We start from the raw sequence: 24,274 nt of genomic DNA, 5'->3' as shown, positions 1-24,274 counted from the left end.
TTAGAGTATCCGTAACGTATCAATACGAACTTCAACAGGATCATCCACGAACTCAACAGGTAGCGGTTGGTTAGGTTCGATGCGAACTAACGAATTTCCGCCCATGCCTTTACCCGCCTGAATGATTGAGATCGTACCGCGCAAGTAGCTGTTATGGCCGGGCAGGGCCATGAGTGCTTCCTGTTTGATTGAAAGTTTAACTGCTTCTTTATGCGCGATGTAAGCTTCTACATAAGGGCGAGTGTCGGGACGAACGAGCTCAAGTGCAGGCTCTCCTTTGCGCGCTAGACGGTTATTAGCTAAGAGACGTTTCTTCACGATACAGTCACAAGGGCTATCAACCGTGAAGTTGGCGCCAGTCGTTGTTGAAACGTTGAGCAGGGGCTGACCTTTCTTTACTTTCATGTCCGGTAGGATAGGAGCGTAGTAAAGTTTGCCGCCAGCAGGAGCGTCAACGGTTAGCATCTGTGCCGTGACTTGCGCCGAAGTGGCTTGTACAATGTAAAGGCGTTCATACACACTTGATAAAATGTAAGCGAGTAGCAGTGCGGAAATCAGTGCAACCGTCCCAGTTTTGAATAGTTTTGCCATTTTGTGTTTGGCAATCTCTGCAGAGGTTAAGCCTGCGAGAGGGTCTGGAACATTACGAGGTTTTGTCATGTTGTTACGAGCAACGACATCGAGAAGATCGCCGGTATTTACGAGTTCTCCACTAGTGTATGCGGTGACTAAATATTGCATAATGGAGCGTTGGTTACGGTCTGAATTGACGAACTTACAGCCAATGCGATCATCACTAGTGAATCCGACTTCAAGTTGAACAGGGACGCTCAAAGCGAAGCCATCAAACTGGAATTGTAGGATGCTATCAACGACAGAACCTTTTTCGCGCATTGTGGCTGGAGCTGACATATTGCCTTCAAGCACAACAGAAATGCCACCGACAGACCAATCCGCTAGCGGATAGTTTTGCCCGTCAATATGGACGCTTGCCGGCAAGTTGATCCGTATATGTTGGCGTTGAGCTTCTGCCTCATGCACCATTTGGGGGGCGGCGTTGCTCGCAGTAGGGGTAGCGGGGTTGGTCATGTGTTTAATACTCCGTCATCAAGTGAAACCAAAAATTAGGGTCAGGTAAGCTAATTACACCACTTACGGTCGCTAACCCAACAATAAATATCGCAAATGCAAAGCCTTGCATATAGGCAGAACTCAATCCCATCATACGATCAGTGAAAGAGGAATGCCGTTTTTGTAACGTCGTGTTTTGCCGTGTCCAGCGCTGTTTGTCGAGTCTAAACAGCACGATTGTTTTGACAAAAGAACCAACCACTTGGTTGTAATACAAAAAGAACGGCCAAAAGGGGGATACGACTGGGCGTGAGACTAGCAACATCAGAACCATGATATAGCGGGTGATCATCATCCATAAGAAGTAATAAATGATCGCGAAGGGATCATAAACGAAAGACGCAAGAATCGCGATGACAGGGCCTACAAGTGAGGTCCACATAGAAATGCGCTGATCGACAATCGCAAGCCATGGGAAGAAGCCCATTGGTTTGATGCCAAGTTTTATGGCACGTCCGTTTGTGCGCAGCATATTACCAAACCAGCGGCGCATGAGCGTAATAGAGCTGTCAATGAACTGCTCAGAAGGAGGGGTCTCGATCGTGACAACATTAACATCTGCGACATAGATCATTGGGTGGCCCTTAGAAAGGATATGGAACCACGAAGATTTATCATCTCCGGTTAGGAACTTAAAGCGCCCCAAGCGCCAATGGTCAATAAAGTCGACTTCGACGCGCTGGATAAACTCTGGGTCCGTTACGATAGACGCGCGGAACATCGACATACGGCCAGTGAGCGTCAATACGCGCTTGGATAAGCTGTGAGAGCCCATATACATGTTACGTTGCGCGAAGCGCATGCTGTACCATTCGCGAAACATCCAGCTGCCTTCAACTTCGCAATGTTCATCGGTTGTTAGAGCGCCTAAGCCTTCAATGGTTTTGAAGAATGGTGCACATTTACGGACGAGGCCCTGTGGCAACATACTGTCGCCATCAATCACAGATACAATAGCATCTTCAGGAGGGCAGCGGCGCGAGATGGCGCGGAAACCAACGGCGAGCGCGTCACGTTTGCCGGTGCCTGCAATACGTACAAAAACGAGTTTGACGTTTTCTGGCGGGTTGTGCGCGATAAAGAGTTTCTTCACGAGGGACTGATCCGCTCGCTCCACTAAGGAAACGACAATCGTTGTCGGAATTCCACAATGGATCGCTTCCGCAATCACGCTATCATAAACGCGGCGAGTGGTTTCAGAACCAATACGGAAGCTGGTCACGAGGAAATAGTTATGCGAGGGGAGGCCAGTTTCGCCTAATCCATCCGCTTGTGCTCTCCATTTAGGAAAAACGATACGCTTGTAGATAAAAAAGCGGATACAATTGGTGAGTGCCCAGCCATAACGCCAGATCGCGAGAATACCAATAATAAAGATAAAGCGAGTTGTATCTGGGTTCCATAAAATTTCAGGAACCGCAAATGCGAAGCTCGTCATCGCTAAGAGGTAAAGTATGTGTCCGGTAAGGTAATCCATAGGTTGTGCGCTATATAAAGTTTAATACTGCGCAAGTAAAGTATTAATTTTAATTAACGAGTTGGGCTATCTTTCGCTTGTATTTGCGTCTTAAAAGCAATATTTAGCGGGCATGCAAAAAAAAGTATTAAAACCGCTTCTCGCTCTGCCACTTATTGCTCTTTTTACGGGGGCATGGACGTTTGAAATTATTGATAAACCCGGTAACGAACATGTTATCCGTGGGATGCAGGCACGTGATATATCCGATCACGTCACGGCGATTGCTGAGTTTGAAAAGGCGATTGAGAGGTCTATCGATTATCAGACTAAGGGGCGCTCGATGACACAGATCGCGTCTATTTATTTATCACAAGAACCACTTGCAGCCCAGAGAGCTCAAGAAGCGATCGCTTTGTTAGAACAAGCGGAGAAGCTAGGCTATTCACGCTCATTGCTTGTTTTAGGTTCGGTCTATCAAGAAGGTAAAGGTGTTCCGCCAGATGCAACGAAAGCCTATGATTATTTCACGCAAGTGCAAGACCGTTATGCGGGAGCGCTCGTGTCACTTGCCGAATTGATGGTTGATCCGGAGCTGGCGCGTGATTACATGGCGTCTGCTGCAACCAAGCTTGAAAGCGAATTGACCCCCTCTAACGAGGTGACTTTGCGGATGGCTCGTCATTTTCGTGATGGTATTGTCGTGACGGCAAACCAGCCTTTAGCAGAATATTGGTATGGTCGTGCTGTACAGGCGGGTTCTGCGCCGGCCATGATGGAACTCGCTAAAATGTGGATGGAAACGAACCATCAGCCCAGCAGCGATGTGGCTTCTTTGTGGGAAAGCGCGGCAGCTCTTGGGAATGCGCGTGCTGCGTTAGAGTTAGGCTTTGCTTATGCCCTAGGTCAAAATGTTGAGCAAGATGGCGAAAAGAGCCGTCGATATTTCTCTCAAGCTGTTGAAGCAGATCCGGCGAATGCCTATCGTATTGCGCGTTGGTATGAAGAGAAAGGTAAGATGGACGAAGTTTATAATGAAGTCGCATTTAACTGGTATCGTGTCGCTGCAAGTAAAGGTAATCCAGATGCGATTATCCGACAGGCGAGGATGTATTGGGCGGGTGAACGTGTTGTGATGGATAGAGTACGTGCAAGATCGCTCTATCAGCAAGCGGCGTCACTCGGGAGTGAGAAAGCCCTGCCTGAGCTAGCTGAGCGTGAAATACGTGTGCAAATGCAGGCAGAACAGCGTGCAATGAAGCTCGTAGAGCAAGAGCGTAAAAGAACAGATAAAAAGCAAGCGCGCCTTGCAAGAGATCGTTTGGCAATGCGTAAAAAGGTAGGTGGCATCACGTTCTGGAAGCCTTTGGCTGACTCGGGCGATACAGAGGCTATGTTGCGTGTGGGCGAGGCGTATATTCAAGGTAACGGGGTGGAGGCTAATACTGCCACCGGTATCGAATGGATGCATAAGTCTGCAGCGCGCAGTAATGGTGAGGCTATGTACGCTCTAGCGCAAATTCATAGTACTGGTTTAGGGGTTCCGATGGATCTCACCAAAGCGTATGAATGGTACGAAAAGTCTGCCAATGCCGGTTATGCGGCAGGGCAGTATCAACTTGGTTTAGGTTATGCGCGTGGCATTGGAGTCGATAAAGATGCGGAAAAAGCCCGTAACTGGCTGAATAAGGCCAATAAAAATGGCTACTCACGTGCGACTGCTATATTAAATACTTTAACGAACCCATAAGGTTAAATTGATGAAACTTCCTTATTTATCTGCTACTCTACTCCTCTTACTTCCTGCTTTCGCTGTGGCGAAAGATGATGTGGAAGAAGATCTGGTGCCACTCTTAGAGCGTGCGGAAGAGACAATCTATGAATCTGATAAAGCGGTGCGCCTTTCTGTCGGTGGTACTGCTGGTGTTGCTTATAATGATAATATCTACCGTTCTGACGGCAATGAAGAGAGTGACTTTATTGGCATCTTCCGCCCAGGTGTTCGCCTCAAGACGGATTTAAAGCCCTATCAAGTTGATATTGAAGGCCGAGTGGAAGTAGGAGAGTATTTCTCTGAAAGTGAAAATAGTTACGTTGATACCGATCTGAAAGCTCGCGTAGGGTACGACATTACGCCAACGACGAATGTCTATGTCGCCGGTCGTCATCAAAAAGAGCATGTCGCGATTGGTGCTTTTACCGATACGCCCAATAGTCAGGCAGCTGAACCAACCGATTACATGTACGGTGAGCTTAGCGGCGGCGTGAAAGTGGATGAACCCGTTTGGATGGCGCATGTAAATACGGGAATCGATTTTTTTGATTATGATAACTCGCGCCGTCGTGATGGTACTCAGATCATCAATGATGATCGTGACCGTGATGAAAATCATGTGACAGCGCGTGTAGGCTATAAATTACAAGAAGAGAGCGTGCTCTATGTCGAAGGGACGTATAATAACCGCCGATATGATAGCCGTGTTGATAGCACCTTGCTTTTTCCGCGTGATTCGGACGGGATCGAAGCGCTTGTCGGTGTGAAGCTTGGTAACCGCCGCAGCTCTCCCTTGTTTGTTGATTTAGGTGTCGGTTATTTGCAGCAGGATTATGATGCTGCCATACTCCCAGAGGTTACTGGGGTGGCTTTGCGGGGGAACGTACAGTGGCGCCCGGATGATTTATGGCGCGTGCGCGGTAATGTGACCCGTGATGTGCGCGAAACCAGCACCACGGGAGCGTCGGGTTACCTGCAAACGCGTATTGGGACGGAAGCAACGTATCAGCTGCTTGATACGTTAAAAGTTGGTGGTAAGCTTCGCTACACTCAAAATGATTTCGAAGTCAATCAAGCGGCTGGCGGTGTAAAGCGTACCGATAATATTTACGATGGCGGGATCTTCGCAGATTACAATTTTCACGAAGATTATGTCGTTGGCGGCGAATATTTGCATGTAAATCGCGATTCTGACCGTGCGAGCAACGATTATGCGTCGAATGTGTTCTTGCTACGTTTGGGTGTCTTGTACTAAACAAGGCTTATGTCTTCAGTTTCAGCCGTAGAGGCGAATGAGGGGAGGGAGTTCTCTCGCTATCTTGAATCTCAGCTTACCCAGTTAGAGCAGGCTGGGTTACGTCGTGAGTTACGCGCCGCGCCGGAAGGCTGTGTTTCGTTTTGCGATAATGACTATCTTGGTTTGATCGGCGATAAGCGTATTGCGCAAGCGGCCAGTGAGCAAGGGGTAGGCGGCGGTGCGGCAAGCCGCTTAGTCGATGGCAATCACCCGCTCTACGATCAATTAGAGAGTAAATTAGCGCACATGAAGCAAGTAGAGGCTGCATTAGTTTTTACCAGCGGTTTTGCGATGAATATCGGTGTCATTCCTGCTTTAGCGCACAAAGAAGATATCATTTTTGCGGATAAGCTATGTCATGCCTCGCTTATTGATGGGGCACGGGCGAGTGCAGCTGCCTTTTGCCGATTTGCGCATAATGATCTTGAATCTTTAGAGCGTTTGCTAAAACAGCACCGAGGAGCTCACCGCCACTCCTTTATCCTAACGGAAACCATTTTTAGTATGGATGGGGATAAAGCACCGATAGAAGCGATTCTCACACTCGCGCAGAAATATGATTGTCAGCTTGTGGCGGATGATGCTCATGGTTTTGGTGTTTTACCGTCATTGCCGGCTCATTCTCGTCTGACCCAGCTTGGAACGCTCTCCAAAGCGGTGGGTGGCTTGGGAGGTTATGTCTGTGGTTCGCAGGTGCTGAAGGACTACTTAATCAATAAATGCCGTTCCTTGATTTACACCACAGCTCTTCCACCTATGGTGTTAGCTTTGTCCCTTAAATCATTGGAAATTATTGAAAGTGATCCTAATCGTGCGCAAAGAGCGCTGGAGCATGCTAGTGATTTTAGTCATGCATTTTCGCTTCCTGTTCCAGAGTCAGCGATTGTGCCTATGATGGTGGGGGGGGATGCTAAAGCGGTGAAAATGGCTGAGGCGATCGAGAATAAGGGCTTTTATGTGGTGGCGATTCGCCCTCCAACGGTGCCTGCGGGGACTGCGCGGCTTAGGTTCACCTTCTCTGCGCGCCATACTAAAGAGCAGGTTCAGAACCTGATTGTGGCCGTTAAAGAGGTGATGGCATGAGCTACTCTCAGCGTGTCGCGCGTGATTTCTCGACGGCGGCGCAGCAGTATGATGAGTTTGCCCAACTTCAGCGCTTGGTGGTCGATGGGTTATTGCCATGGGTGCCTTCTAACCTATCCAAGGTGCTAGATGCCGGGGCGGGCACCGGCTACGCGATGCAAGAAGGATGGTTAGCACTCGATATTGCCGAGGGCATGTGCCGTATGAATGAGAAAAGTATTTGTGCTGATATGCAGATGATGCCGCTTGCAGATTCAAGTGTAGAAGCGATTTTCAGCGCTTTAGCGATGCAATGGCTCGCTGATCTTCCCGCCTTTCTAAGAGAGGCGCATCGTTGTGTTCAGCAGGAGGGGGGCTTAGTCATTGCCACACTCGGCCCAAAGACATTGCAGAGTTTGCGTGACAGTTTCATGAAGGCAGGTTTAACGGCGCCTTTGCTGCCATTTCAGACGTTAGAGCAATTGCAGCAAGAAATGCAAAAAGCCGGATGGGCTATTGTGCGAGAAGAAGTAGAGATGCTTACAACATCGCAAGATAGTGTGCAATCTTTATTGATAAATCTTAAAGGATTAGGTGCAAGAAATAAAGTAACACATTCAGCTGGTCTTAAAGGCAGGAAATGGCTGGAAGTGTTAGAAAATCATTACCCCGCAAGATTAAATAATAAGATTAATATTGAGTGGGAAGTCATTAAAATAAAAGCAAAAAAGATTTAAAGCATGGCCTTGTTTGTAACTTCAACTGGAACGGATCAAGGGAAAACCTATGTCACTCGATTGCTAGGCAAGCAGTTAGGGCGAGTTTATGCCATCAAGCCCGTCATAAGTGGATATAATGCTTCAGAAATGACGGATACTGCATTGATTCTTAAGGCTTCTTGTTCGAGTATGAGTATTGAAGAATGCTCGCCGTGGCGTTTTGAAGCGCCCGTCTCTCCTGACCTGGCGGCGAAGTCCGAAGCTAAATCAATAGATTACGATGAGTTGCTGAACTTCTGCCAACGTGATGAGGTTGAGGTGATTGAAGGTGCAGGGGGCGTGATGTCGCCTTTAACGTCGAATCATACGAATCTTGATCTGATTGTGGATACGCAGAGCGATGCTTTACTCGTTTCATCACTTTACCTTGGCTGCATCAGCCATATTCTAACCGCATTGGCAGTATTAGCACAGCGGGGAGTTGTGGTTAAGGGGCTGGTGTTATCAGAAAGTTCAGGCGAAAATATGCGGCCAGAACAGGTGATTGCATCTTTAACGCCACAATTACCAGACCTACTCCCTGTTTTTGTGCTGGAATATCTTCCAAATTTCGATCAAGACTGGAAAAAACAACCTGACTTAACTAGCGTGGCTTTATTGAAATGAGATTCCCCAACCTTTCCTTATTTTCGTCTTCCTCCAAAAAAACGGATGATGATAGCGATTTATCTTATGCGAGCTTTTCGGCTAGAACCACTGCATTAGTGCTGGATATGCTTCTGATATTGCTGATTTTAACCCCCGTTTTTGAATATATCAGTCAATTTTTGAATCCAGATTTTTATGCCAATGGTGGCCTGACACAGGCTCAAGCCACTTTCGAAGCCGCTGCGTTGCATAAAATATCAGTGGCTGATGCTATGGAGCGGCTTGGGCAGCTCGGATTCTTCGATAAAATGGCCAGTGATTATTTGGTGCAAATCATTGTTTCTGCCTGTCTGATCATCTTTGCATGGGTAAAATATGACACGACGCCCGGAATGTTCGTGCTGCGCATGTATATAGCGGATGCTAATACCGGCGAAAAGCCGACGCTGATTCAATATGTTATTCGCTATTTTGTCGGTATTATTGCCATTGTTCCGTTAACGTTGGGGCTCTTTGTTATGTTCTTCAACCAGCGCAAAATGGCGCTGCACGATTATGCGGCGCAAACGGTCGTGTTGAAACGGAAGTTTCGTTTTAGAAAGAAAAAACCAGAGGATGCGGCAGAAGACGAAGATCCTAAAGACAAAGAACTAGGAGAGTAGTTCGGTTTGCTCTTTGTTCAAGTTCCCTGGAAGCATCATAATCGGCACCTTAATGGTGTTGCCTAGTTCCTCAGTCAGTGCGGCCATAAGCTTTGGTCCGCGATGAGAAGCCGGGTTAATGGCAAGAATGATCATGTTAATATTGGGGTTTGCTTCCAGAGCCGATAGAATGCCGTTGCTGAGGCTGTCTTCAAGTACCATCAAGTCTGGGTTTTCGATGCCATGCTCTTCAGCCAGTTGTTCCATTTCGGCGAGAAGTGCGCCAGCATCCTCTTCTTTCTCTTCGCGGATCGCATCCGTAATGGCGGAAAGCCCTTGGAATTCCGTTGGCTCTAAGACATGTAGGATTTTTAAGTGATGGCCTCGGCGTTTTGCGCGCAAGCAGCCAAATTGGATGGCGATAGCGCTTTCTTCTGCATTGCTAACGCAAACCAGCGTTGAAGGTTGAGAGGAAGAATCGGGGTTAATAGCTTCGAGTGTCATTTCAATATTCCTTAAATGATCCGGGAGAAGAGTTGGCTAATCGTCCAGCCCACCGATAGCGCAATGCCAATGGCGAGTAGGGCGTAGAGTATAGAGTTATTGTGAGCGAGATCGTAAATGAAGGCGTCAAAGCCTACTTTTTCAACCGTGATAGGAAGGGTTTGAACGCCTCGAAGGCGGCCATCTTCCACGAGATACATATCAAGCGCATAATCGCCGCGTGGCAAGGTGTCTGGGAACGTAATGAGAGTTTTAAATAATGTGTCACCCATAAATTTCAGTGGCTCTGTGAAGTTACGGTAGAGGCCTTTTTTCTGCTGTAAATTGAGAAAGGCTTGAGTGAACTCCTCGCGTTCAGAGGCTTCAATGGGGCGTGGGGTGTTGAGGGTCACCTGCTCCTGGCCGATTTCCAAGGCCTTATAGAGGGGCGAAGGAGTGCCTGTTGGGGCTGTCCCGCTGCCATTAAGCGAGTAATAGAAGGGGACGTTTAAGAAGGTGACTGCTTTGTCATTTATCCATATGCCAGCGGCCGTTTCTCTCTTTCGGCGGATGGTCACGTTGCGCTTGGGGCCACGTACGGCAATTAAAATATCCCCGGGGTCATTCTGCGCGCCAAAGAGGATGAGATTTTTGCCTGTGAAGGTTGAGTTGATATTTACGTGATATTCTGAAAGATCGCCAATAAGCGGCTTGGCTTGGGCTAAAGAAGGCAGCCACACCATCAACGATAACAGCATCAATAGAGTGGCTGTAAGTAAATGATGTGGCTTGCGCAAATAAATCATAGGTTCTTTATAACTAGAAAGAGCCTTGCCAGCCAGCGGTTAATCGCCAATCGCTTGAAAGCTGGGGGCCATCTAGCTTTTCATAGATAGGTGCGCCGACTTCGATCGCGAAACGTTGGTCTTTCGCTTTCGGAATGGTCACATCAACGCCGATAAGGGCATCGACACGGGTGCCGCCGCGCAAATCAGGACGAGCCGTTGGCACAACACGTGAATTAATAGCACTATCGGCACCGTCAATATCGCCCCAGTCACGGCCCTCTAGGCGCATAGTGGCGCTTATAAGGTCGTTAAAGCGGTAGCCCGCCCAAGTGGAGATGCCGATTTCATTGCCCAAGCTGTAATCTTCGCTGTTGCGACCAAGGCGCGTGGTGAGGTTTAGTTGCGAACCTAAAGCCCAATCGCCGCTTTCATAAAGATAGGTGAGGGAGGGAGTTAGATCGAAGGTACCAGAGCCTAGTTGCATTGGGTAAGGTAAACGGATCACACCGAGTGGCGTACGGCCTGTTTCATCAATCGAGCCAGTGGGTAAGCTAACGTTGGCATTTAGGTGCAAGCTTTGTCCTTCGCCTTCCCAAAGCGGAATAAGCGCGCCGAGGCGGGCATCGCCGAAGCCTTCGGTTTCTGTATTGAAGCGCCCGCCGGTCCGCGTCACATGATTCATGCTTTTGAGGGTGTAAGGGATCATCGCCATTAAGGTCAGGTCATCGCTTAATCCGTACATGGCGCCAAACATGTGCATTTCCATTTCCATATCGGTCGGAGCTACTGGGAAGCCTGTTAGTACGGATGCATCGGTCACATTGCTTGTGTCGCTGCGGTTTTGCTCCATCGCCATGCGGCCATAACGGTAAGAGAACATCCAATCACCTGTTTCATGCAGGTGAGCACCCATCACGCCAATCGGCGCTTCTACGCTGGCATGGTGGTGAGTTGAGTGATCGTGCTGGTTGTCATGCTCACCGGCAAGGGCAGGCTGACTGAGAGTAAGCGCGGTAAACGCCAAAAGTAGATTTTTCATCATCGTTCCTGAAATAAGTATTGAGAATTTTGTCACCTCGTCGAATAACGGCATGACACGTGGGTAAGGTTCAGGAAAGAGTCGGAGGCGCGCGGCTAGTGAATCCTTTGGGGTTTGGGGATAGTAAGAAGCGCTGCTCCAATGGAGCGGAAGTGTAAATAGCTGCATGGGTTTGCGATAGGGAAAGCTCATCTGCCAGCACCGCGAAGGATAGAACGCAGAGTTCGCAATGCTTATTGAGGCTTGGTAGTTCAACGGGGTTTCCGTCTGCATCAAAGCTAACTTCTTGAACACCTTGTTCGCCACAGATCAGCGTGAGCTCTTGCCCTGCATAGGCTAGCGGTGCGAATAGTTGGAAGAGAATCAGCCAGCTTGCCAGTAATGTAAAAGACTCTTTGGTGTGTCTGCGCATTAGCCATCCATCTTGAGGGCGGCGATAAAGGCGGATTTAGGCACATCGACATTACCGATAGAGCGCATTTTTGCTTTACCCTTCTTCTGCTTATCGAGAAGCTTTTTCTTACGTGAAATATCACCCCCATAACATTTGGCCGTCACATCTTTACGCATCGCGCTGATGGTTTCGCGGGCGATAATCTTGCCGCCAATAGCAGCTTGCACCGCAACACGGAACATTTGACGTGGGATGAGGTCTTTGAGGCGTGTGCAAAGGGCGCGGCCACGATAGTCTGCTTGAGATCGGTGAACAATGAGTGATAGCGCATCGACGGGCTCGTTATTGATGAGAATGTTGACGCGCACGAGGTCTGATTCCTCGTAACTTGCGAATTCATAATCGAAGCTGGCATAGCCGCGTGTGCAACTTTTAAGGCGATCATAGAAATCGAAGACGACTTCATTGAGGGGCAGTTTATAGATTGCCATCGCGCGGGTGCCGACATAGGTGAGTTCTATTTGCTGGCCACGTTTTTCCGTGCAGAGCGCGAGCACATTACCGAGGAATTCATCCGGCACCATGATGGTTGCCTTAATCCACGGCTCTTCCATGCTTTTAATGTAGGTAACATCGGGCATATCAACGGGATTGTGGAGCGCCTCTTGATGGCCTTTCATCATATTCATTTTATAGCTTACGCTGGGCGCTGTCGTAATAAGATCGAGGTCGAATTCGCGTTCTAGGCGTTCTTGCACAATCTCCAGATGGAGTAATCCGAGGAAACCGCAACGGAAGCCCATGCCGAGCGCGCTTGAGCTTTCGATTTCAAATTCGAAGCTGGAATCATTGAGCGCAAGTTTTGCCAGAGATGCCTTTAGGTGCTCATAATCCGAAGCATCGGAAGGGTAGAGACCGCAGAAAACAACCGGAACATTTGGTTTAAAACCAGCAAGTGCTTCCGCGCATGGCTTTTTGCTATCGGTGATCGTGTCACCAATTTTGCAGTCAGCCACTTGTTTAATGCCGGTGATGATATAACCCATTTCACCAGGGCTGAGCGTATCGACCGGAGTTGTTTTTGGCGTAAAGGTACCGACTTGCTCTACGAGGTATTCCGCTTTAGCGGCGATGAATCTCGCCTTCATGCCTTTTTTGATTTCACCGCTAAAGACGCGAATGAGGATGACTACGCCGAGGTAATTATCGTACCAGCTATCGACTAGTAGGGCTTTTAATTCATCGTTCTCAGGTGTTTTAGGCGCGGGCAAGCGCTGAACGATGGCTTCGAGCACGTCAGGTACGCCCATTCCTGTTTTGGCTGAAATAAGCACCGCATCAGAGGCATCGAGACCGATAACCTCTTCAATTTGTTCTTTGACTTTATCTGGCTCTGCGGCAGGCAAGTCTGCCTTATTAAGTACGGGGACAATCTCATGGCTATTATCAATCGCCTGATACACATTGGCCAGCGTTTGTGCTTCCACGCCTTGCGACGCATCGACGACGAGGAGCGAGCCTTCACAGGCAGCCAGTGAGCGACTCACTTCATAAGCGAAATCGACATGGCCGGGAGTGTCCATTAGGTTGAGAATATAGGTTTCGCCATCTTTGGCTTTATATTCGAGACGCACGGTTTGTGCTTTAATGGTGATGCCGCGCTCACGTTCAATATCCATACTATCGAGCACTTGCTCTTGCATATCACGGTCAGCCAAGCCGCCACAAAGCTGGATGAGCCTGTCTGCAAGCGTGGATTTACCGTGATCGATGTGAGCAATAATGGAGAAGTTGCGAATGCGCGAAATGTTTGTCATGGCGCTTATGTAGCGATGTCTGATTAAAACAGCAATCATGTTTGCATTTTCTTATTGCAAAGGGTATGAGATTTCCGTGATTAGTGCTCTGCAGTTCCCTCCGTCTCATCCGATGCGTCATTGTATTGATAGTGTCGTGCTGTGGCTGCTTAAGCTGGCAGCGCTGGCCTCAATCTTGATTACGGGAGCGATTGTGCTTTCGGTTTTGTTTGAGGCGATGCGCTTCTTTAACTTGATCCCATTGCCAGAGTTTCTGTTTAGTTTAAAGTGGAGTCCGCAGTCTGGACATGATTTTGGCGCGATTCCGCTGTTTTGGGGTACAATTTTTATTATGCTGATTGCGATGTCAGTGGCGGTGCCGGTGGGGTTGTTCGCGGCGATCTATCTCGCAGAATATGCAAATAGTACGGTGCGCAAGGTTGTGAAGCCCGCGCTGGAGGTGCTGGCAGGGATTCCGACGGTGGTTTATGGTTATTTCGCTATTAGTATGGTCTCGCCGTTTTTTCGTTGCTTAGGCGCGGCGCTTGATATTCCGGTTTCAGCTGAAAGTGCGCTAACGGCTGGCGTGGTGATGGGGATAATGATTATCCCATTTATTTCATCACTTTCGGACGATATTTTAACTGCTGTGCCGCAAAGCCTGCGTGATGCTTCGAGCGGTTTAGGCGCAACGAAGGCGGAGACGATTGCTAAAGTTGTGTTGCCTGCAGCATTGCCGGGTATTATGGGCTCAGTATTGCTAGGAGTCTCGCGGGCGATTGGTGAAACGATGATTGTGGTGATGGCGGCAGGATTGGCGGCGAATATCACGATTAATCCGATGGAATCCGTGACCACAGTGACGGCGCAGATTGTCGCATTGCTAACGGGTGACCAAGAATTTGATAGTGCCAAAACACTTGCGGCGTTTGCTTTGGGGCTTACGCTTTTTGTGGTAACGCTTATTTTGAATGTTGTCGCCTTAGTGACGGTGAAGAAATATCAGGAGAAGTATGACTAGCGCGCATTTCAAAAAACGCCAGCGTGCTGCGTGGCGATTTAAGCTCTACGGACAGTTGGCGATTGGTTTCGCGTGCCTAGCGCTGTTTGTGTTGTTGGGCAATATTGTCATGCGTGGCTATACTGGCTTTATTGAAACGCAAATTTACCTGCCAAAAGCAGAGGGTATGAAACAAGCAATCACCGCAATGCCGGGTGTCTTGGTTATTGAGGATGATGAAGGAGTGGCTGAGGTCGCTCCCGTCGTTGCAAGTGGTGTCAGTGCGATCACATTGATTGAACCTGAAGAGGTTGTCGATCCTGCTGTCGTTTTAGCAAAGCAACAGAAGCAGAATTACAAGCTCGCGAAGAAACTCTTTAGCGGGGCTATCCGCCGTCAGATTAAAAACACGAGTTGGATTACCGCAGCCACCAATGTTGATATTTGGAATAAGGGCATCTTAAGCGAAGAGCAAATGCTGGCCGATGGCCGTTTTAATGAGCAGCAGCTCGGGTGGCTCAAGGAATGGAAAGAACAAGGTCATATCAGAAAGACTTTTGATATCGATTTCTTAACAAGCGGCGATTCGCGCGAACCTGAACAAGCGGGCTTTGCGGCCAGTATTATTGGCTCATTGCTAACGGTGTTGATTTGTTTGTCAGTTGCGTTCCCGATGGGGGTGATGACGGCGGTGTATTTAGAAGAGTTTGCGCCGAAAAACAAAATAAGCGATTTGATTGAGGTAAATATCAATAACCTCGCAGCGGTACCGTCGATTGTTTTCGGTCTGCTTGGGCTTGGGTTGTATCTGAATTTGTTCGGTATGCCGCGTTCGGCCTCTCTTGTCGGTGGGTTAACACTCGCCATGTTAGTGCTGCCGGTGATCATTATTGCCACGCGTGCCGCGTTACGTGCGGTGCCGCCTTCGATTCGCGATGCAGCGCGTGGGCTTGGTGCGACGGAATTGCAAGTGGTTGCCCATCATGTGTTACCGCTTTCATTGCCGGGTATTATGACCGGTACAATTCTTGGCGTCGCACGCGCGATTGGCGAGACGGCGCCGCTTCTTATGATTGGTATGGTCGCCTTTATCGCCGATGTGCCTGAGGGCTTTACGGATCCTGCTTCAGCCATGCCGGTGCAAGTATTCCTTTGGGCGAGCAGTCCAGAACTTGGCTTTGTGGAGAAAACCTCCGCAGGTATTATGGTATTACTGACCGTGTTGCTAATGCTTAATTTCGTCGCAATTATGGTTAGAAATAGGTTTGAAACAAAATGGTAAGGCTTTTGATGGCGCGCTTAAGCACCGCGCAGGCTTGCGCCAGAAATTTGGCGAGCGCGCCTTGCCAGCTTATCCGCGATAGTGAAAATGTAAGGAACGATGATGCAAAATAGCTCCAACATAAAAGTAAAAGCCCGCGATGTGAGCGTGCATTACGCTGATAAACAAGCGCTGTTCGGTGTGGACTTGGATATGCCGGAAAAGCAAGTGACGGCCCTTATCGGTCCCTCCGGTTGTGGCAAATCAACATTTTTACGTTGTATTAACCGTATGAATGATTCGATTGATATTTGTCGCGTGAGCGGAAGTATCGAAATAAATGATAAAGAAATCTACTCGCCAGAGCAGGATCCTGTGCTTTTACGAGCGAATGTGGGGATGGTTTTTCAAAAACCCAACCCTTTCCCGAAATCTATTTATGATAATGTGGCTTATGGGCCACGCCTGCACGGAATGACTTCCAATAAGGCTGAGTTAGATGCTCAGGTTGAGAAATGTCTGATTAAAGCCGGCCTATGGGATGAGGTGAAGGATCGCTTGTCTGAATCGGGGACTGGCCTGTCTGGTGGGCAACAGCAGCGCCTGTGTATCGCTCGAACTATCGCAGTAGAACCGGATGTTATCCTTATGGATGAGCCTTGTTCAGCGCTTGATCCGATCGCAACCGCGAAGATTGAAGAGCTTATGGCAGAGCTGCGAGAGCACTATACAATGGTGATTGTCACGCACTCGATGCAGCAAGCAGCACGCGTAAGCCAGAAGACGGCTTTTTTCCATCTTGGTAAGATTATTGAGCAAGGCGAAACGGACCAAATTTTCTCCGCGCCGAATGAACAGCGGACCAAGGATTACATTTCTGGGCGTTATGGCTGATTCTGCGCTTGACAAGTGCGAGTCAGATGACCATATTGCCGGCCTTATTGAACCTACAAGATAGTTTACAAACATGAGTACCTATTCTGCAAAACCTGAAGATATCACCCACGAGTGGTGGATTATTGACGCAAAAGACCTCGTAACAGGCCGTTTGGCTGCTAAAGTAGCCACTTTGCTACGTGGCAAGCATAAGCCTATTTTCACACCTAGCATGGATTGTGGCGACAACGTCGTTATCATCAATGCTGATAAAGTGAAGTTCAAAGGTAAAAAAATGACGGATAAGATTTATTATCGTCACACGGGTCACCCGGGTGGTATTAAATCGACGAATCCTGAAACCGTTCTTAAGGGCGAGTTCCCTGAGCGCGTATTTAGAGCTGCTGTAAAGAACATGCTGCCATCAGGTCCATTGGCCCGTCAGCAACTCAAGAAATTGAAAGTTTACGCTGGTTCTGAACATCCACACACCGCGCAAAATCCGACAGTGATCGATTTTGCATCTGAAAACACAAAAAATAGCTAGAGTAAGAACATGACTGAAGCTGCACAGACAGAAACCACTGCAAAGAAACTAGACGCACAGGGCCGCTCTTATGCGACAGGCCGTCGTAAAGACGCCGTTGCTCGCGTATGGTTAAAAGAAGGCACTGGCCAAATCGTCATTAACAAACTGCCGATCACGAATTACTTTGTGCGTCCAGTATTGCGTATGATTATTAATCAGCCTTTCAAAGCGCTTGATCGTATGGATAAATTTGACGTGCATTGCACCGTTAAAGGTGGCGGTCTTTCAGGCCAAGCCGGTGCGATTCGTCACGGTGTTAGCCGCGCGCTAGACAATTATAGTGGTGAGTTCCACGGCATATTGCGCAAAATGGGCTTCCTGACTCGTGATTCACGTGCAGTAGAACGTAAGAAATACGGTAAAGCGAAAGCACGTCGTAGCTTCCAGTTCTCTAAACGTTAGACAGTTCAAGCAAGATATTGAATTTAGGGCGTTTGGAGTTTCTCCAAACGCCCTTTTTCTATCTATCATGTGGAATAGATCTTTCGACTCGCTATGCTCGCTCAAGATGACAAGGAAGTAACGATGACACAAAAAATTAAAACCGCTATTTTTGGAGCCAGTGGATATACGGGGGTAGAACTACTACGCTTACTACACACGCATCCAGATGTTTCGATCGAAGCGCTTTCGGGTGAAACGCAAGCCGGTAAAGAAATTACGGAGGTCTATCCGCACCTACGAGGGTTGGGTTTACCGCGTCTGAAAAAGATTTCAGAGATTGATACGAGTGCTCTCGATTTAGTCTTCTGCTGTTTGCCGCATGGTACGACGCAAGAGGTGATTGCCGCTCTACCGGAATCGGTGAAAGTGGTCGATCTGTCCGCTGATTTTCGTTTGCGCGATATTGATACGTATGAGCAATGGTACGGAAAGCCACATACACAGCCAATGCTACAAAGGGATGCGGTTTATGGCCTAACCGAGCTGAACCGTGAGGCGGTTAAAGGCGCACGCCTTGTTGCGAACCCGGGTTGCTATCCGACGAGTGCTTTATTGCCGCTAATTCCGTTAGTGAAGTCGGAGTTGATCTCTGCCGATAATATTGTGATTGATGCTAAATCTGGTGTGACAGGGGCAGGGCGTAAGGTGGCGCAGAGCTTTCTTTATACGGAAGTGAATGATTCGCTTATGGCATATGGTATTGCGACGCATCGTCATACCCCAGAGGTTGAGCAGGAGTTGGGCACGAATCACATGGTTACCTTTACGCCGCATCTCGTGCCGATGAATCGTGGAATTCTTTCGACCATTTATGTGGAGTTACATCAAGCGAGTACGGTCGATGAGCTGCGCCACCATCTGGTTGATACGTATAAAGACGAACCCTTTATGCATATTCTGCCAGAAGGCGAGTTGCCGAGTACGGCGCAGGTACGCGGCTCCAATTATTGCGCCATCAGCGTTTCACGTGAGCGTCGTACGGGTAGAGCGATCATTGTTTCGGCGATTGATAACCTCACGAAAGGCTCATCCGGGCAGGCAATTCACAATATGAACCTGATGTTCGGGTTGCCTGAGGATACGGGCTTGCGTCATCTGGCCTTATTCCCTTAAGTTACGGGTATGAATACTGACCCTATTATTCTGCCTTATAAGGGCAAAATGCCGACCATCCATCCGACTGCCTTTATCGCGCCGGGTGCTGTTATTATTGGTGATGTCATGATTGGTGCGAAAAGTAATATCTGGTTTGGCTGCGTAGTGCGCGGCGATGTGCAAAGCATTACTATTGGCGAACGTACGAATATTCAAGATGGTACAGTCATTCATGTGACGCGTGTGGTTGGCCCTACGAGTATTGGTGATGGGGTGACGATTGGCCATCAAGCGTTGCTGCATGCCTGCACGGTCGAGAGTGATAGCTTTATCGGCATGGGAGCGAAGTTACTCGATGGATCTGTGGTGGAGTCGGGAGCAATGTTGGCTGCGGGTGCGCTACTGACGCCCAATAAGCGAGTGCCAACGGGGCAGCTATGGGCCGGAAATCCTGCAAAATATTTCAAAGATTTAAGTGAAAAAGATATTGAGTTCTTCCCGCAATCATCGGCTAACTATGTACTGCACGGTGAGGAATATCGCGAAGAGCTAGGGCTTAATTAAGCATGGCTTTGATCCGCGCAGTTTCGACCATTGGTGGATTTACCTTATTGTCGCGCGTATTCGGATTCTTGCGAGATATTCTGGTCGCGCGTTATCTCGGTGCCGGTGTGTTGGCCGATGCGTTCCTCGTTGCTTTCAAAATACCGAACTTCCTGCGCCGTCTTTTTGCAGAAGGAGCGTTTAACGCAGCTTTTGTTCCGCTATTCGCCGGAACGTTGGAGGAGCAGGGTAAAGATGCCGCCAAGCAAGTGGCCGAGCAGGTGTTCTCCGTTTTGGCGTGGATGGTATTGTTAGTCGTAGCGCTGGCAGAGATATTTATGCCATGGGTGGTTCTCGCTTTTGCACCGGGCTTTCAGGATGACCCGCAGAAGTTCTTGCTCACAGTGCTACTCGCGCGCATGTGTTTCCCGTATATTCTGATGATTGCGCTCGTCACTTTATTGAGTGGCGTTCTCAATAGCTTTAACCGGTTCGCAGCTGTGGCGGCGACGCCGGTCTTACTTAATATATGCCTGATTCTTGCGATGGTGTTCTTGACGCCTTACATGCATACCTCGGCGCATGCATTGGCGATTGGCGTGATGGCGGCCGGTATCGCGCAATTTGTGTGGCTGGTGCTGGCGTGCAAGAAAGAGGGCATTAACCTGACGATCAAATGGCCGAAACTAACGGCTCCAGTGAAGAAGTTGCTGCTATTGGCGGCGCCTGTTGCGCTTGGGGCAGGGGTGGCGCAAATTAATTTGCTGATTGATATTATCCTCGCGTCGCTCTTTCCGGGGGCGGTTTCGTGGCTTTATTATGCCGATAGGCTCAACGAGCTTCCGATTGGAGTGATTGGGGTGGCGGTTGGCACAGCGCTGTTGCCTATGCTCACGAAGACCATCAAAGCGGGCGACACACTGGAGGCGATCGATAAGTTGAATCGCGCGCTCGTGCTTGCTTTAGTCTTTACGCTACCCGCGGCTGTCGCATTAGCGCTTATCCCACAACCGCTCATTAGTACAATCTATGAATATGGCGCCTTTGCGGCATCGGATACGGCGGCAGTGGTTCCTGCTTTGGTCGCTTATGCAGTAGGTTTGCCTGCTTTTATTCTGGTGAAGGTTTTTGCCCCCGGCTTTTTTGCGCGCGAAGATACAAAAACACCAGTCAAAATTGCGATATTTTGTGTTGCGGTCAATATCATCGGTAACCTCATCCTGATGCAATATTATGAGCATGTGGGCTTAGCGATGGCGACGACGCTTTCGGCGTGGCTGAATGCCGGTTTGATGGGTTTCGTGCTTTTGAAGCGCAAGCATTTTGTGCCGGATGCATCTTTGTTATGGGCAGTCTTTAAAATGCTGGTAGCTGCCGGAGTGATGGGAGTCGCGCTTTACTGGCTTATGCCGCAGCTTGATTTTGCGACTTTTTGGTCAAAGGTTATCAGCCTTTCCACTCTCGTTATTGGTGGATTAGTGGTTTATGCCGTGCTTGCACTTGCACTGCTTTATCGAAGCCGCTATTTTCCAAACTATGGACGCCGTAAAAATTAAAAAGATGGTCGCTAAGACGATCAAGAAAGCCGATAAATCCTATTTTTTTGAGGATTATGGTAAGCAAGCGGGTGCTGTCATAAATATGCTTAAGCGAGAAGGCTTGGTGATTGTGCCGCGTGAAGCCTCTGAAGACATGTGCGAGTTTGCGGCTGAAAACATGACGACTGGCCGTATGAAGCCGGAACAGCATGTCGGTCATGTATGGCGCACGATGATAGAGTTTGCCTCGCGTCGGAAGAATTAGCCCTTAAAACCGCTTGCGACCAAGAACGTCTCCGCAGAGCCTTTACGGCTTGCCGCAGGTTTCGCGTGACGTACTTTAATAAAACGCTTCTGTAGGGCTTTGAGTGTTTCGCGTTCTGCGCCACCTTGCCATACTTTGCAAACGAATCCACCGCCGGGCTTTAAAATCTCGCATGCGAACTCCGCAGCTGCTTCGACTAAGCCCATAATGCGTAAATGATCGAGTGAAGGCGTGCCACTTGTATTAGGTGCCATATCAGAGATGACGAGGTCAGCTTTGCCTTCGGGTAAATATGAGCATAGCTTTTCGGGTGCGTCATCTGCCATAAAGTCCATCTCTAGGAGGGTCGATCCGGCAATCTCATCTATTTGCAGGAGATCAATCGCCACAACCGTACTATTGCCTTTGCAGCGTTCAACGGCAACTTGCGTCCAGCCCCCTGGAGCGGCTCCCAAATCAACCACGGATAAGTTTGGTTTGAAGAATTTAAACTTATCATCCAGCTCTGATATTTTGAATGCGGCGCGTGAGCGATAGCCCAGAGCTCGTGCTTTTTGCACATAAGGGTCGTTTAATTGACGTTGTAGCCACTTGGTGGAGCCATTCTTACGCCCGCGTGCAGTTTTTACTTTTTGGTGAAGGCGTGGGTTTTTTCGCCCGCCGCCGCCGCCAGATTTTCCTGTAACACTCATGATGATGTACCGTTAGAAGACAGTCGGTTCTCTCCTTGCTCTTCTGCTACGAGCGAGAAGATGATTCCCTCACGCACGCCACGATCGGCAATGGTGATATGTTTAACGGGACATAAGCGACAGAGTGCCTCAAAGATAGCACAGCCCGAGATAATGTAATCCGAGCGATCAGAGCCGATGCAGGGATGGTGGAAGCGTTCAGAGGCTCTCATGTCCAGAATGGATGCAATGGCATCACGTAACTGTGCGGTTTCAATGGTAATGCCGTCAATTTTAGAGCGTTCATAGCGTGGTAGCCCAAGAAAAATCGCTGCAAGCGTGGTGACGGTTCCTGAAGTGGAGAATAGCTGTACTTCATTTCGGCTCACGGCCTCGGTAATTTCTTCGCAGCGACGGAATTTGAGGAGTTGTTGTTCCAAATAATCGACCATTTCTTCGAAATAAACTTCGGCGAACTGCGCACCACCGAATTTTTCAGACAAATTCATCACCCCTTGAGGCATAGAGAACCAATCAAGTACCTTATGTGACACGACGGGTAGGGTAGAAGGTGCGGCATTTTTGCCGTCAACTTCAACCCACATGAATTCGGTGCTACCGCCGCCAATATCTAGCATTAGTGCGCGTTGGGGCTCCGGTTTTACGAGCGATACGCAGCCGCGAAAAGCAAGGTTTGCTTCTTCTGCGGCGGAGATAACTTCGATCTCTAGGCCGGTTTCTTTTTGCACGCGCATGAGGAATTGTGGAGTGTTTGCGGCTTGGCGACATGCTTCTGTAGCGATGAAGCGTCCGGATGCAATCGTTTGTTTGTCAAGTTTTTTCTTGCATTGGCGCAGGGCTTCGATCGTACGATCCATTGCCTCTTCAGAGAAGCGTCCTGTCTCGCTGACACCCTCGCCAAGGCGCACGATGCGCGAATAACTGTCGAGCACATTAAGTGCGAACTCATTCGTTGTGCTCTGACGTTGTGATGCGATAAGTAAGCGGCAATTATTAGTGCCTAAATCAAGCGCAGCATAAGCAGGAGAGTGATGTTTTGTCTGTGGCATGCGGCGTTTATAGCAGGTTTTGCGCATGACTGAAACCCTTCATGCATTTTCATGAATCTGATGCTTGACAGGGCGCGCGAATAATGGTGTAACGGCTCAGCTTTCAAAGCAGTGGTCCCTTCGTCTAACGGTTAGGACACCGCCCTTTCACGGCGGCAATACGGGTTCGAATCCCGTAGGGATCACCAAGTTTTTGCACAAAGTATTGATTTTAAAAGAATGTCTATCAGGCATCTAAAAGGCATTGCGGTCATTGCTACGAAAGACTGCTACAATCATGCCCACCCAAACACATTTGATGAACCGTAACGGTATTTATTATTGCCGTGTTCCTGTTCCTAAATATTTACAGACACCTAATGGTAAAAAAGAAATCTGGAAAAGTCTTGGTATTCGGTCTTATAGTGAAGCCATTCAGGCAGTTAAGACACAGGTAATGCTCATTATGGAAGAATTGGTAAATAAAAGCTCCCCTAGACCGCCTAAAATTGAAGTAGGTGTATTAGAAGGCGAAAAGCCGCTAACAGAGCAAGTTATTAGCACTATGGCGGAGTTACGCTATAATATCATCCTTCATCAAGATGAGTTACATAGAGAAAAGGTTGGCTCAAAATTACAGAACCTTAATAGCTGCGCAAAAATAATATCCGGAATTGCACAACAAGTTTATAAATTTGACCCTAAAGCCGAGAGAAATGAAGCTACGCAAAGGATCTTAAGTGTATTGGAGAAATGTGGGGCTCCAGTAAATAAAGGTACATTGCTTAATATAATCAGAGATGGAGCCGAGTTGATTAAAGAGAACAGCAACACATAAATAAGACCAATTGGTCTTAGATTAGGCCAATTGGCCCTCATCATATACCTTTTTCGATACTCCTAAATCTGTACCGCATGTGTACATGTATTAATTAATTTAGGAGATAATGATGAATGAAAAAGAAGGTAGACTACTCCCTGTCAGTGAGGCTCTTGAGAGAATGGGCATCGGGCGAACATCGTTTTATGAAGAAGTGAAGAAGGGCAATATTGCTACTAAACGCTTCGGAAGTAAAACGCTTGTCCCCCTCGCATCCGTCGAACAATGGATTGAAGCACTTCCAACAGTGGGAGGGCAGCATGAGTAATAATTATACATGCGAAATATGCGAACTTTTCGATAGAAAAAGTAAAGCAGAGTATATGGCAGAGATACCAGAAATACTGGGTGAAGGTATTGCGGTAATTCAGGCTAGTATATTCGATGTTCCATTATGTACTAGCTGCTTGCATTTCTATAATCACATTAACACCTCCCGTCTCGTTACCTTGATGGGAGCTGCGCACAATGATCGTGAATATAGCAGTTGCAAGCCAGATAACTCTGAAATTGCACTCTACCCACTAGATTAAACTCAAAATTATTAAAGAAGAATGAGAACGACAATCAATGGTTGTCGCTCCCATTGCTATAGGATAACTTATGAAAAACAAATATATTAAACAATACCTTGAAAGTAAAAAAGATCTGATTCGCCTAGATGGAAAAATCCCTAAAGATAGACAGTGGACGACTCGTGAATTTGCAGATAGCGCTATGCGGCCACGCGCTACGCATGGAAGGTGGACATTAAAAAGGTGCGAAGTGTCGAGTATGTGCTCGGCGTTAAGCAAGGCGTAATCGTCGGGGCATTTGAAGCTAACGAATGGCTTGA

Annotated in this window: 27 protein-coding genes and 1 tRNA gene; 19 read left to right on the top strand and 9 right to left on the bottom strand. The window is 48.3% G+C overall.

Translation table 11 applies throughout. The features are described 5' to 3' along the window. The gene (locus tag P8P30_09365) at positions 1 to 1,089 is read right to left on the bottom strand and encodes an HlyD family efflux transporter periplasmic adaptor subunit (protein ID MDG1287753.1); all 1,089 of its coding nucleotides are present in this window, start codon (positions 1,087 to 1,089) and stop codon (positions 1 to 3) included. A 4-nt stretch (positions 1,090 to 1,093) separates the two neighbouring features. Beyond that, positions 1,094 to 2,608 (bottom strand): glycosyltransferase, encoded by a 1,515-nt coding sequence (locus P8P30_09360; GenBank protein MDG1287752.1) that lies wholly within the window; start codon positions 2,606 to 2,608, stop codon positions 1,094 to 1,096. A 112-nt stretch (positions 2,609 to 2,720) separates the two neighbouring features. Here P8P30_09360 and P8P30_09355 point away from each other — a divergent pair, with 112 nt between their 5' ends. Genes P8P30_09355 through P8P30_09330 form a run of 6 tightly spaced genes read left to right on the top strand, consistent with a single transcriptional unit; the run spans position 2,721 to position 8,749 of the window. Further along, on the top strand, positions 2,721 to 4,337 hold the full coding sequence (locus P8P30_09355; protein ID MDG1287751.1) for a tetratricopeptide repeat protein: 1,617 nt from the start codon (positions 2,721 to 2,723) through the stop codon (positions 4,335 to 4,337). 10 nt (positions 4,338 to 4,347) lie between these two features. Then, complete coding sequence (locus tag P8P30_09350) at positions 4,348 to 5,616, top strand: outer membrane beta-barrel protein (GenBank protein MDG1287750.1); 1,269 nt, start codon at positions 4,348 to 4,350, stop codon at positions 5,614 to 5,616. Positions 5,617 to 5,625: 9 nt separating this feature from the next. Beyond that, positions 5,626 to 6,741: an 8-amino-7-oxononanoate synthase gene (locus P8P30_09345; protein MDG1287749.1), complete on the top strand. Its 1,116-nt coding sequence runs from the start codon at positions 5,626 to 5,628 to the stop codon at positions 6,739 to 6,741. After that, on the top strand, positions 6,738 to 7,457 hold the full coding sequence (locus P8P30_09340; GenBank protein MDG1287748.1) for a methyltransferase domain-containing protein: 720 nt from the start codon (positions 6,738 to 6,740) through the stop codon (positions 7,455 to 7,457). Before P8P30_09345 ends, P8P30_09340 begins: the two co-directional genes overlap by 4 nt. Before the next feature lie 3 nt (positions 7,458 to 7,460). Next, complete coding sequence (gene bioD, locus P8P30_09335; GenBank protein ID MDG1287747.1) at positions 7,461 to 8,105, top strand: dethiobiotin synthase; 645 nt, start codon at positions 7,461 to 7,463, stop codon at positions 8,103 to 8,105. Then, entirely contained in the window at positions 8,102 to 8,749 is a 648-nt protein-coding gene (locus tag P8P30_09330) for an RDD family protein (GenBank protein ID MDG1287746.1), read from the top strand. Before bioD ends, P8P30_09330 begins: the two co-directional genes overlap by 4 nt. Here P8P30_09330 and P8P30_09325 read toward each other — a convergent pair. The 5 genes from P8P30_09325 to lepA all read right to left on the bottom strand — a co-directional run bounded on the left by P8P30_09325 (position 8,738) and on the right by lepA (position 13,249). After that, positions 8,738 to 9,232: a universal stress protein gene (locus tag P8P30_09325; protein ID MDG1287745.1), complete on the bottom strand. Its 495-nt coding sequence runs from the start codon at positions 9,230 to 9,232 to the stop codon at positions 8,738 to 8,740. The genes P8P30_09330 and P8P30_09325 overlap by 12 nt on opposite strands. Positions 9,233 to 9,243: 11 nt before the next feature. After that, positions 9,244 to 10,017, bottom strand: coding sequence for a TIGR02186 family protein (locus P8P30_09320; GenBank protein MDG1287744.1), 774 nt, complete (start codon positions 10,015 to 10,017; stop codon positions 9,244 to 9,246). Between the two features lie 13 nt (positions 10,018 to 10,030). Further along, positions 10,031 to 11,041: a transporter gene (locus P8P30_09315; protein MDG1287743.1), complete on the bottom strand. Its 1,011-nt coding sequence runs from the start codon at positions 11,039 to 11,041 to the stop codon at positions 10,031 to 10,033. A 67-nt stretch (positions 11,042 to 11,108) separates the two neighbouring features. Next, positions 11,109 to 11,450, bottom strand: a complete 342-nt coding sequence (locus P8P30_09310) for a hypothetical protein (protein ID MDG1287742.1) — start codon at positions 11,448 to 11,450, stop codon at positions 11,109 to 11,111. Then, on the bottom strand, positions 11,450 to 13,249 hold the full coding sequence (gene lepA, locus P8P30_09305) for a translation elongation factor 4 (GenBank protein MDG1287741.1): 1,800 nt from the start codon (positions 13,247 to 13,249) through the stop codon (positions 11,450 to 11,452). The genes P8P30_09310 and lepA overlap by 1 nt, the downstream gene beginning before the upstream one ends. Before the next feature lie 37 nt (positions 13,250 to 13,286). On the opposite strand from lepA, the gene pstC reads away from it, so the two are divergent. From pstC to P8P30_09260, 9 genes are all read left to right on the top strand, one after another. Beyond that, positions 13,287 to 14,249 (top strand): phosphate ABC transporter permease subunit PstC, encoded by a 963-nt coding sequence (pstC, locus tag P8P30_09300; protein MDG1287740.1) that lies wholly within the window; start codon positions 13,287 to 13,289, stop codon positions 14,247 to 14,249. Beyond that, complete coding sequence (gene pstA, locus P8P30_09295; GenBank protein MDG1287739.1) at positions 14,242 to 15,510, top strand: phosphate ABC transporter permease PstA; 1,269 nt, start codon at positions 14,242 to 14,244, stop codon at positions 15,508 to 15,510. Before pstC ends, pstA begins: the two co-directional genes overlap by 8 nt. A 102-nt stretch (positions 15,511 to 15,612) precedes the next feature. Then, positions 15,613 to 16,383: a phosphate ABC transporter ATP-binding protein PstB gene (pstB, locus tag P8P30_09290; GenBank protein ID MDG1287738.1), complete on the top strand. Its 771-nt coding sequence runs from the start codon at positions 15,613 to 15,615 to the stop codon at positions 16,381 to 16,383. Between the two features lie 73 nt (positions 16,384 to 16,456). Further along, the gene (gene rplM, locus P8P30_09285) at positions 16,457 to 16,912 is read left to right on the top strand and encodes a 50S ribosomal protein L13 (GenBank protein MDG1287737.1); all 456 of its coding nucleotides are present in this window, start codon (positions 16,457 to 16,459) and stop codon (positions 16,910 to 16,912) included. Positions 16,913 to 16,921: 9 nt separating this feature from the next. After that, entirely contained in the window at positions 16,922 to 17,356 is a 435-nt protein-coding gene (rpsI, locus tag P8P30_09280) for a 30S ribosomal protein S9 (GenBank protein ID MDG1287736.1), read from the top strand. A 123-nt stretch (positions 17,357 to 17,479) separates the two neighbouring features. Further along, on the top strand, positions 17,480 to 18,511 hold the full coding sequence (argC, locus tag P8P30_09275; GenBank protein ID MDG1287735.1) for an N-acetyl-gamma-glutamyl-phosphate reductase: 1,032 nt from the start codon (positions 17,480 to 17,482) through the stop codon (positions 18,509 to 18,511). 9 nt (positions 18,512 to 18,520) lie between these two features. Beyond that, positions 18,521 to 19,057 carry a gamma carbonic anhydrase family protein gene (locus P8P30_09270; protein ID MDG1287734.1) on the top strand — a complete coding sequence of 179 codons (537 nt, stop codon included), beginning with the start codon at positions 18,521 to 18,523 and terminating at the stop codon, positions 19,055 to 19,057. Positions 19,058 to 19,059: 2 nt separating this feature from the next. Further along, positions 19,060 to 20,592, top strand: coding sequence for a murein biosynthesis integral membrane protein MurJ (gene murJ, locus P8P30_09265; GenBank protein ID MDG1287733.1), 1,533 nt, complete (start codon positions 19,060 to 19,062; stop codon positions 20,590 to 20,592). Beyond that, the gene (locus P8P30_09260) at positions 20,573 to 20,839 is read left to right on the top strand and encodes a hypothetical protein (GenBank protein ID MDG1287732.1); all 267 of its coding nucleotides are present in this window, start codon (positions 20,573 to 20,575) and stop codon (positions 20,837 to 20,839) included. Before murJ ends, P8P30_09260 begins: the two co-directional genes overlap by 20 nt. Here P8P30_09260 and P8P30_09255 read toward each other — a convergent pair. Further along, positions 20,836 to 21,531, bottom strand: coding sequence for an RlmE family RNA methyltransferase (locus tag P8P30_09255; GenBank protein MDG1287731.1), 696 nt, complete (start codon positions 21,529 to 21,531; stop codon positions 20,836 to 20,838). The two genes, P8P30_09260 and P8P30_09255, sit on opposite strands and share 4 nt — an antisense overlap. Further along, entirely contained in the window at positions 21,528 to 22,580 is a 1,053-nt protein-coding gene (locus P8P30_09250) for a Ppx/GppA phosphatase family protein (protein MDG1287730.1), read from the bottom strand. The genes P8P30_09255 and P8P30_09250 overlap by 4 nt, the downstream gene beginning before the upstream one ends. A 113-nt stretch (positions 22,581 to 22,693) precedes the next feature. On the opposite strand from P8P30_09250, the gene P8P30_09245 reads away from it, so the two are divergent. From P8P30_09245 to P8P30_09230, 4 genes are all read left to right on the top strand, one after another. Next, a tRNA-Glu gene (locus P8P30_09245) sits at positions 22,694 to 22,768 on the top strand. A 110-nt stretch (positions 22,769 to 22,878) separates the two neighbouring features. Continuing rightward, on the top strand, positions 22,879 to 23,397 hold the full coding sequence (locus tag P8P30_09240; protein ID MDG1287729.1) for a hypothetical protein: 519 nt from the start codon (positions 22,879 to 22,881) through the stop codon (positions 23,395 to 23,397). Positions 23,398 to 23,506: 109 nt separating this feature from the next. Then, a complete protein-coding gene (locus tag P8P30_09235) occupies positions 23,507 to 23,707 on the top strand; it encodes an excisionase family DNA-binding protein (protein ID MDG1287728.1) in 201 nt (66 codons plus the stop codon). A gap of 55 nt (positions 23,708 to 23,762) precedes the next feature. After that, positions 23,763 to 23,972 carry a hypothetical protein gene (locus P8P30_09230; GenBank protein MDG1287727.1) on the top strand — a complete coding sequence of 70 codons (210 nt, stop codon included), beginning with the start codon at positions 23,763 to 23,765 and terminating at the stop codon, positions 23,970 to 23,972. The last annotated feature ends 302 nt before the right edge of the window (positions 23,973 to 24,274 follow it).

Source organism: Rickettsiales bacterium, from assembly GCA_029252805.1.
In the GTDB taxonomy this organism is placed as follows: Bacteria; Pseudomonadota; Alphaproteobacteria; order Rickettsiales; family JALZUV01; genus JALZUV01.
The sequence above is the reverse complement of the archived record's forward strand: the minus strand, read 5'-3'. Positions and strand labels throughout refer to the sequence as shown.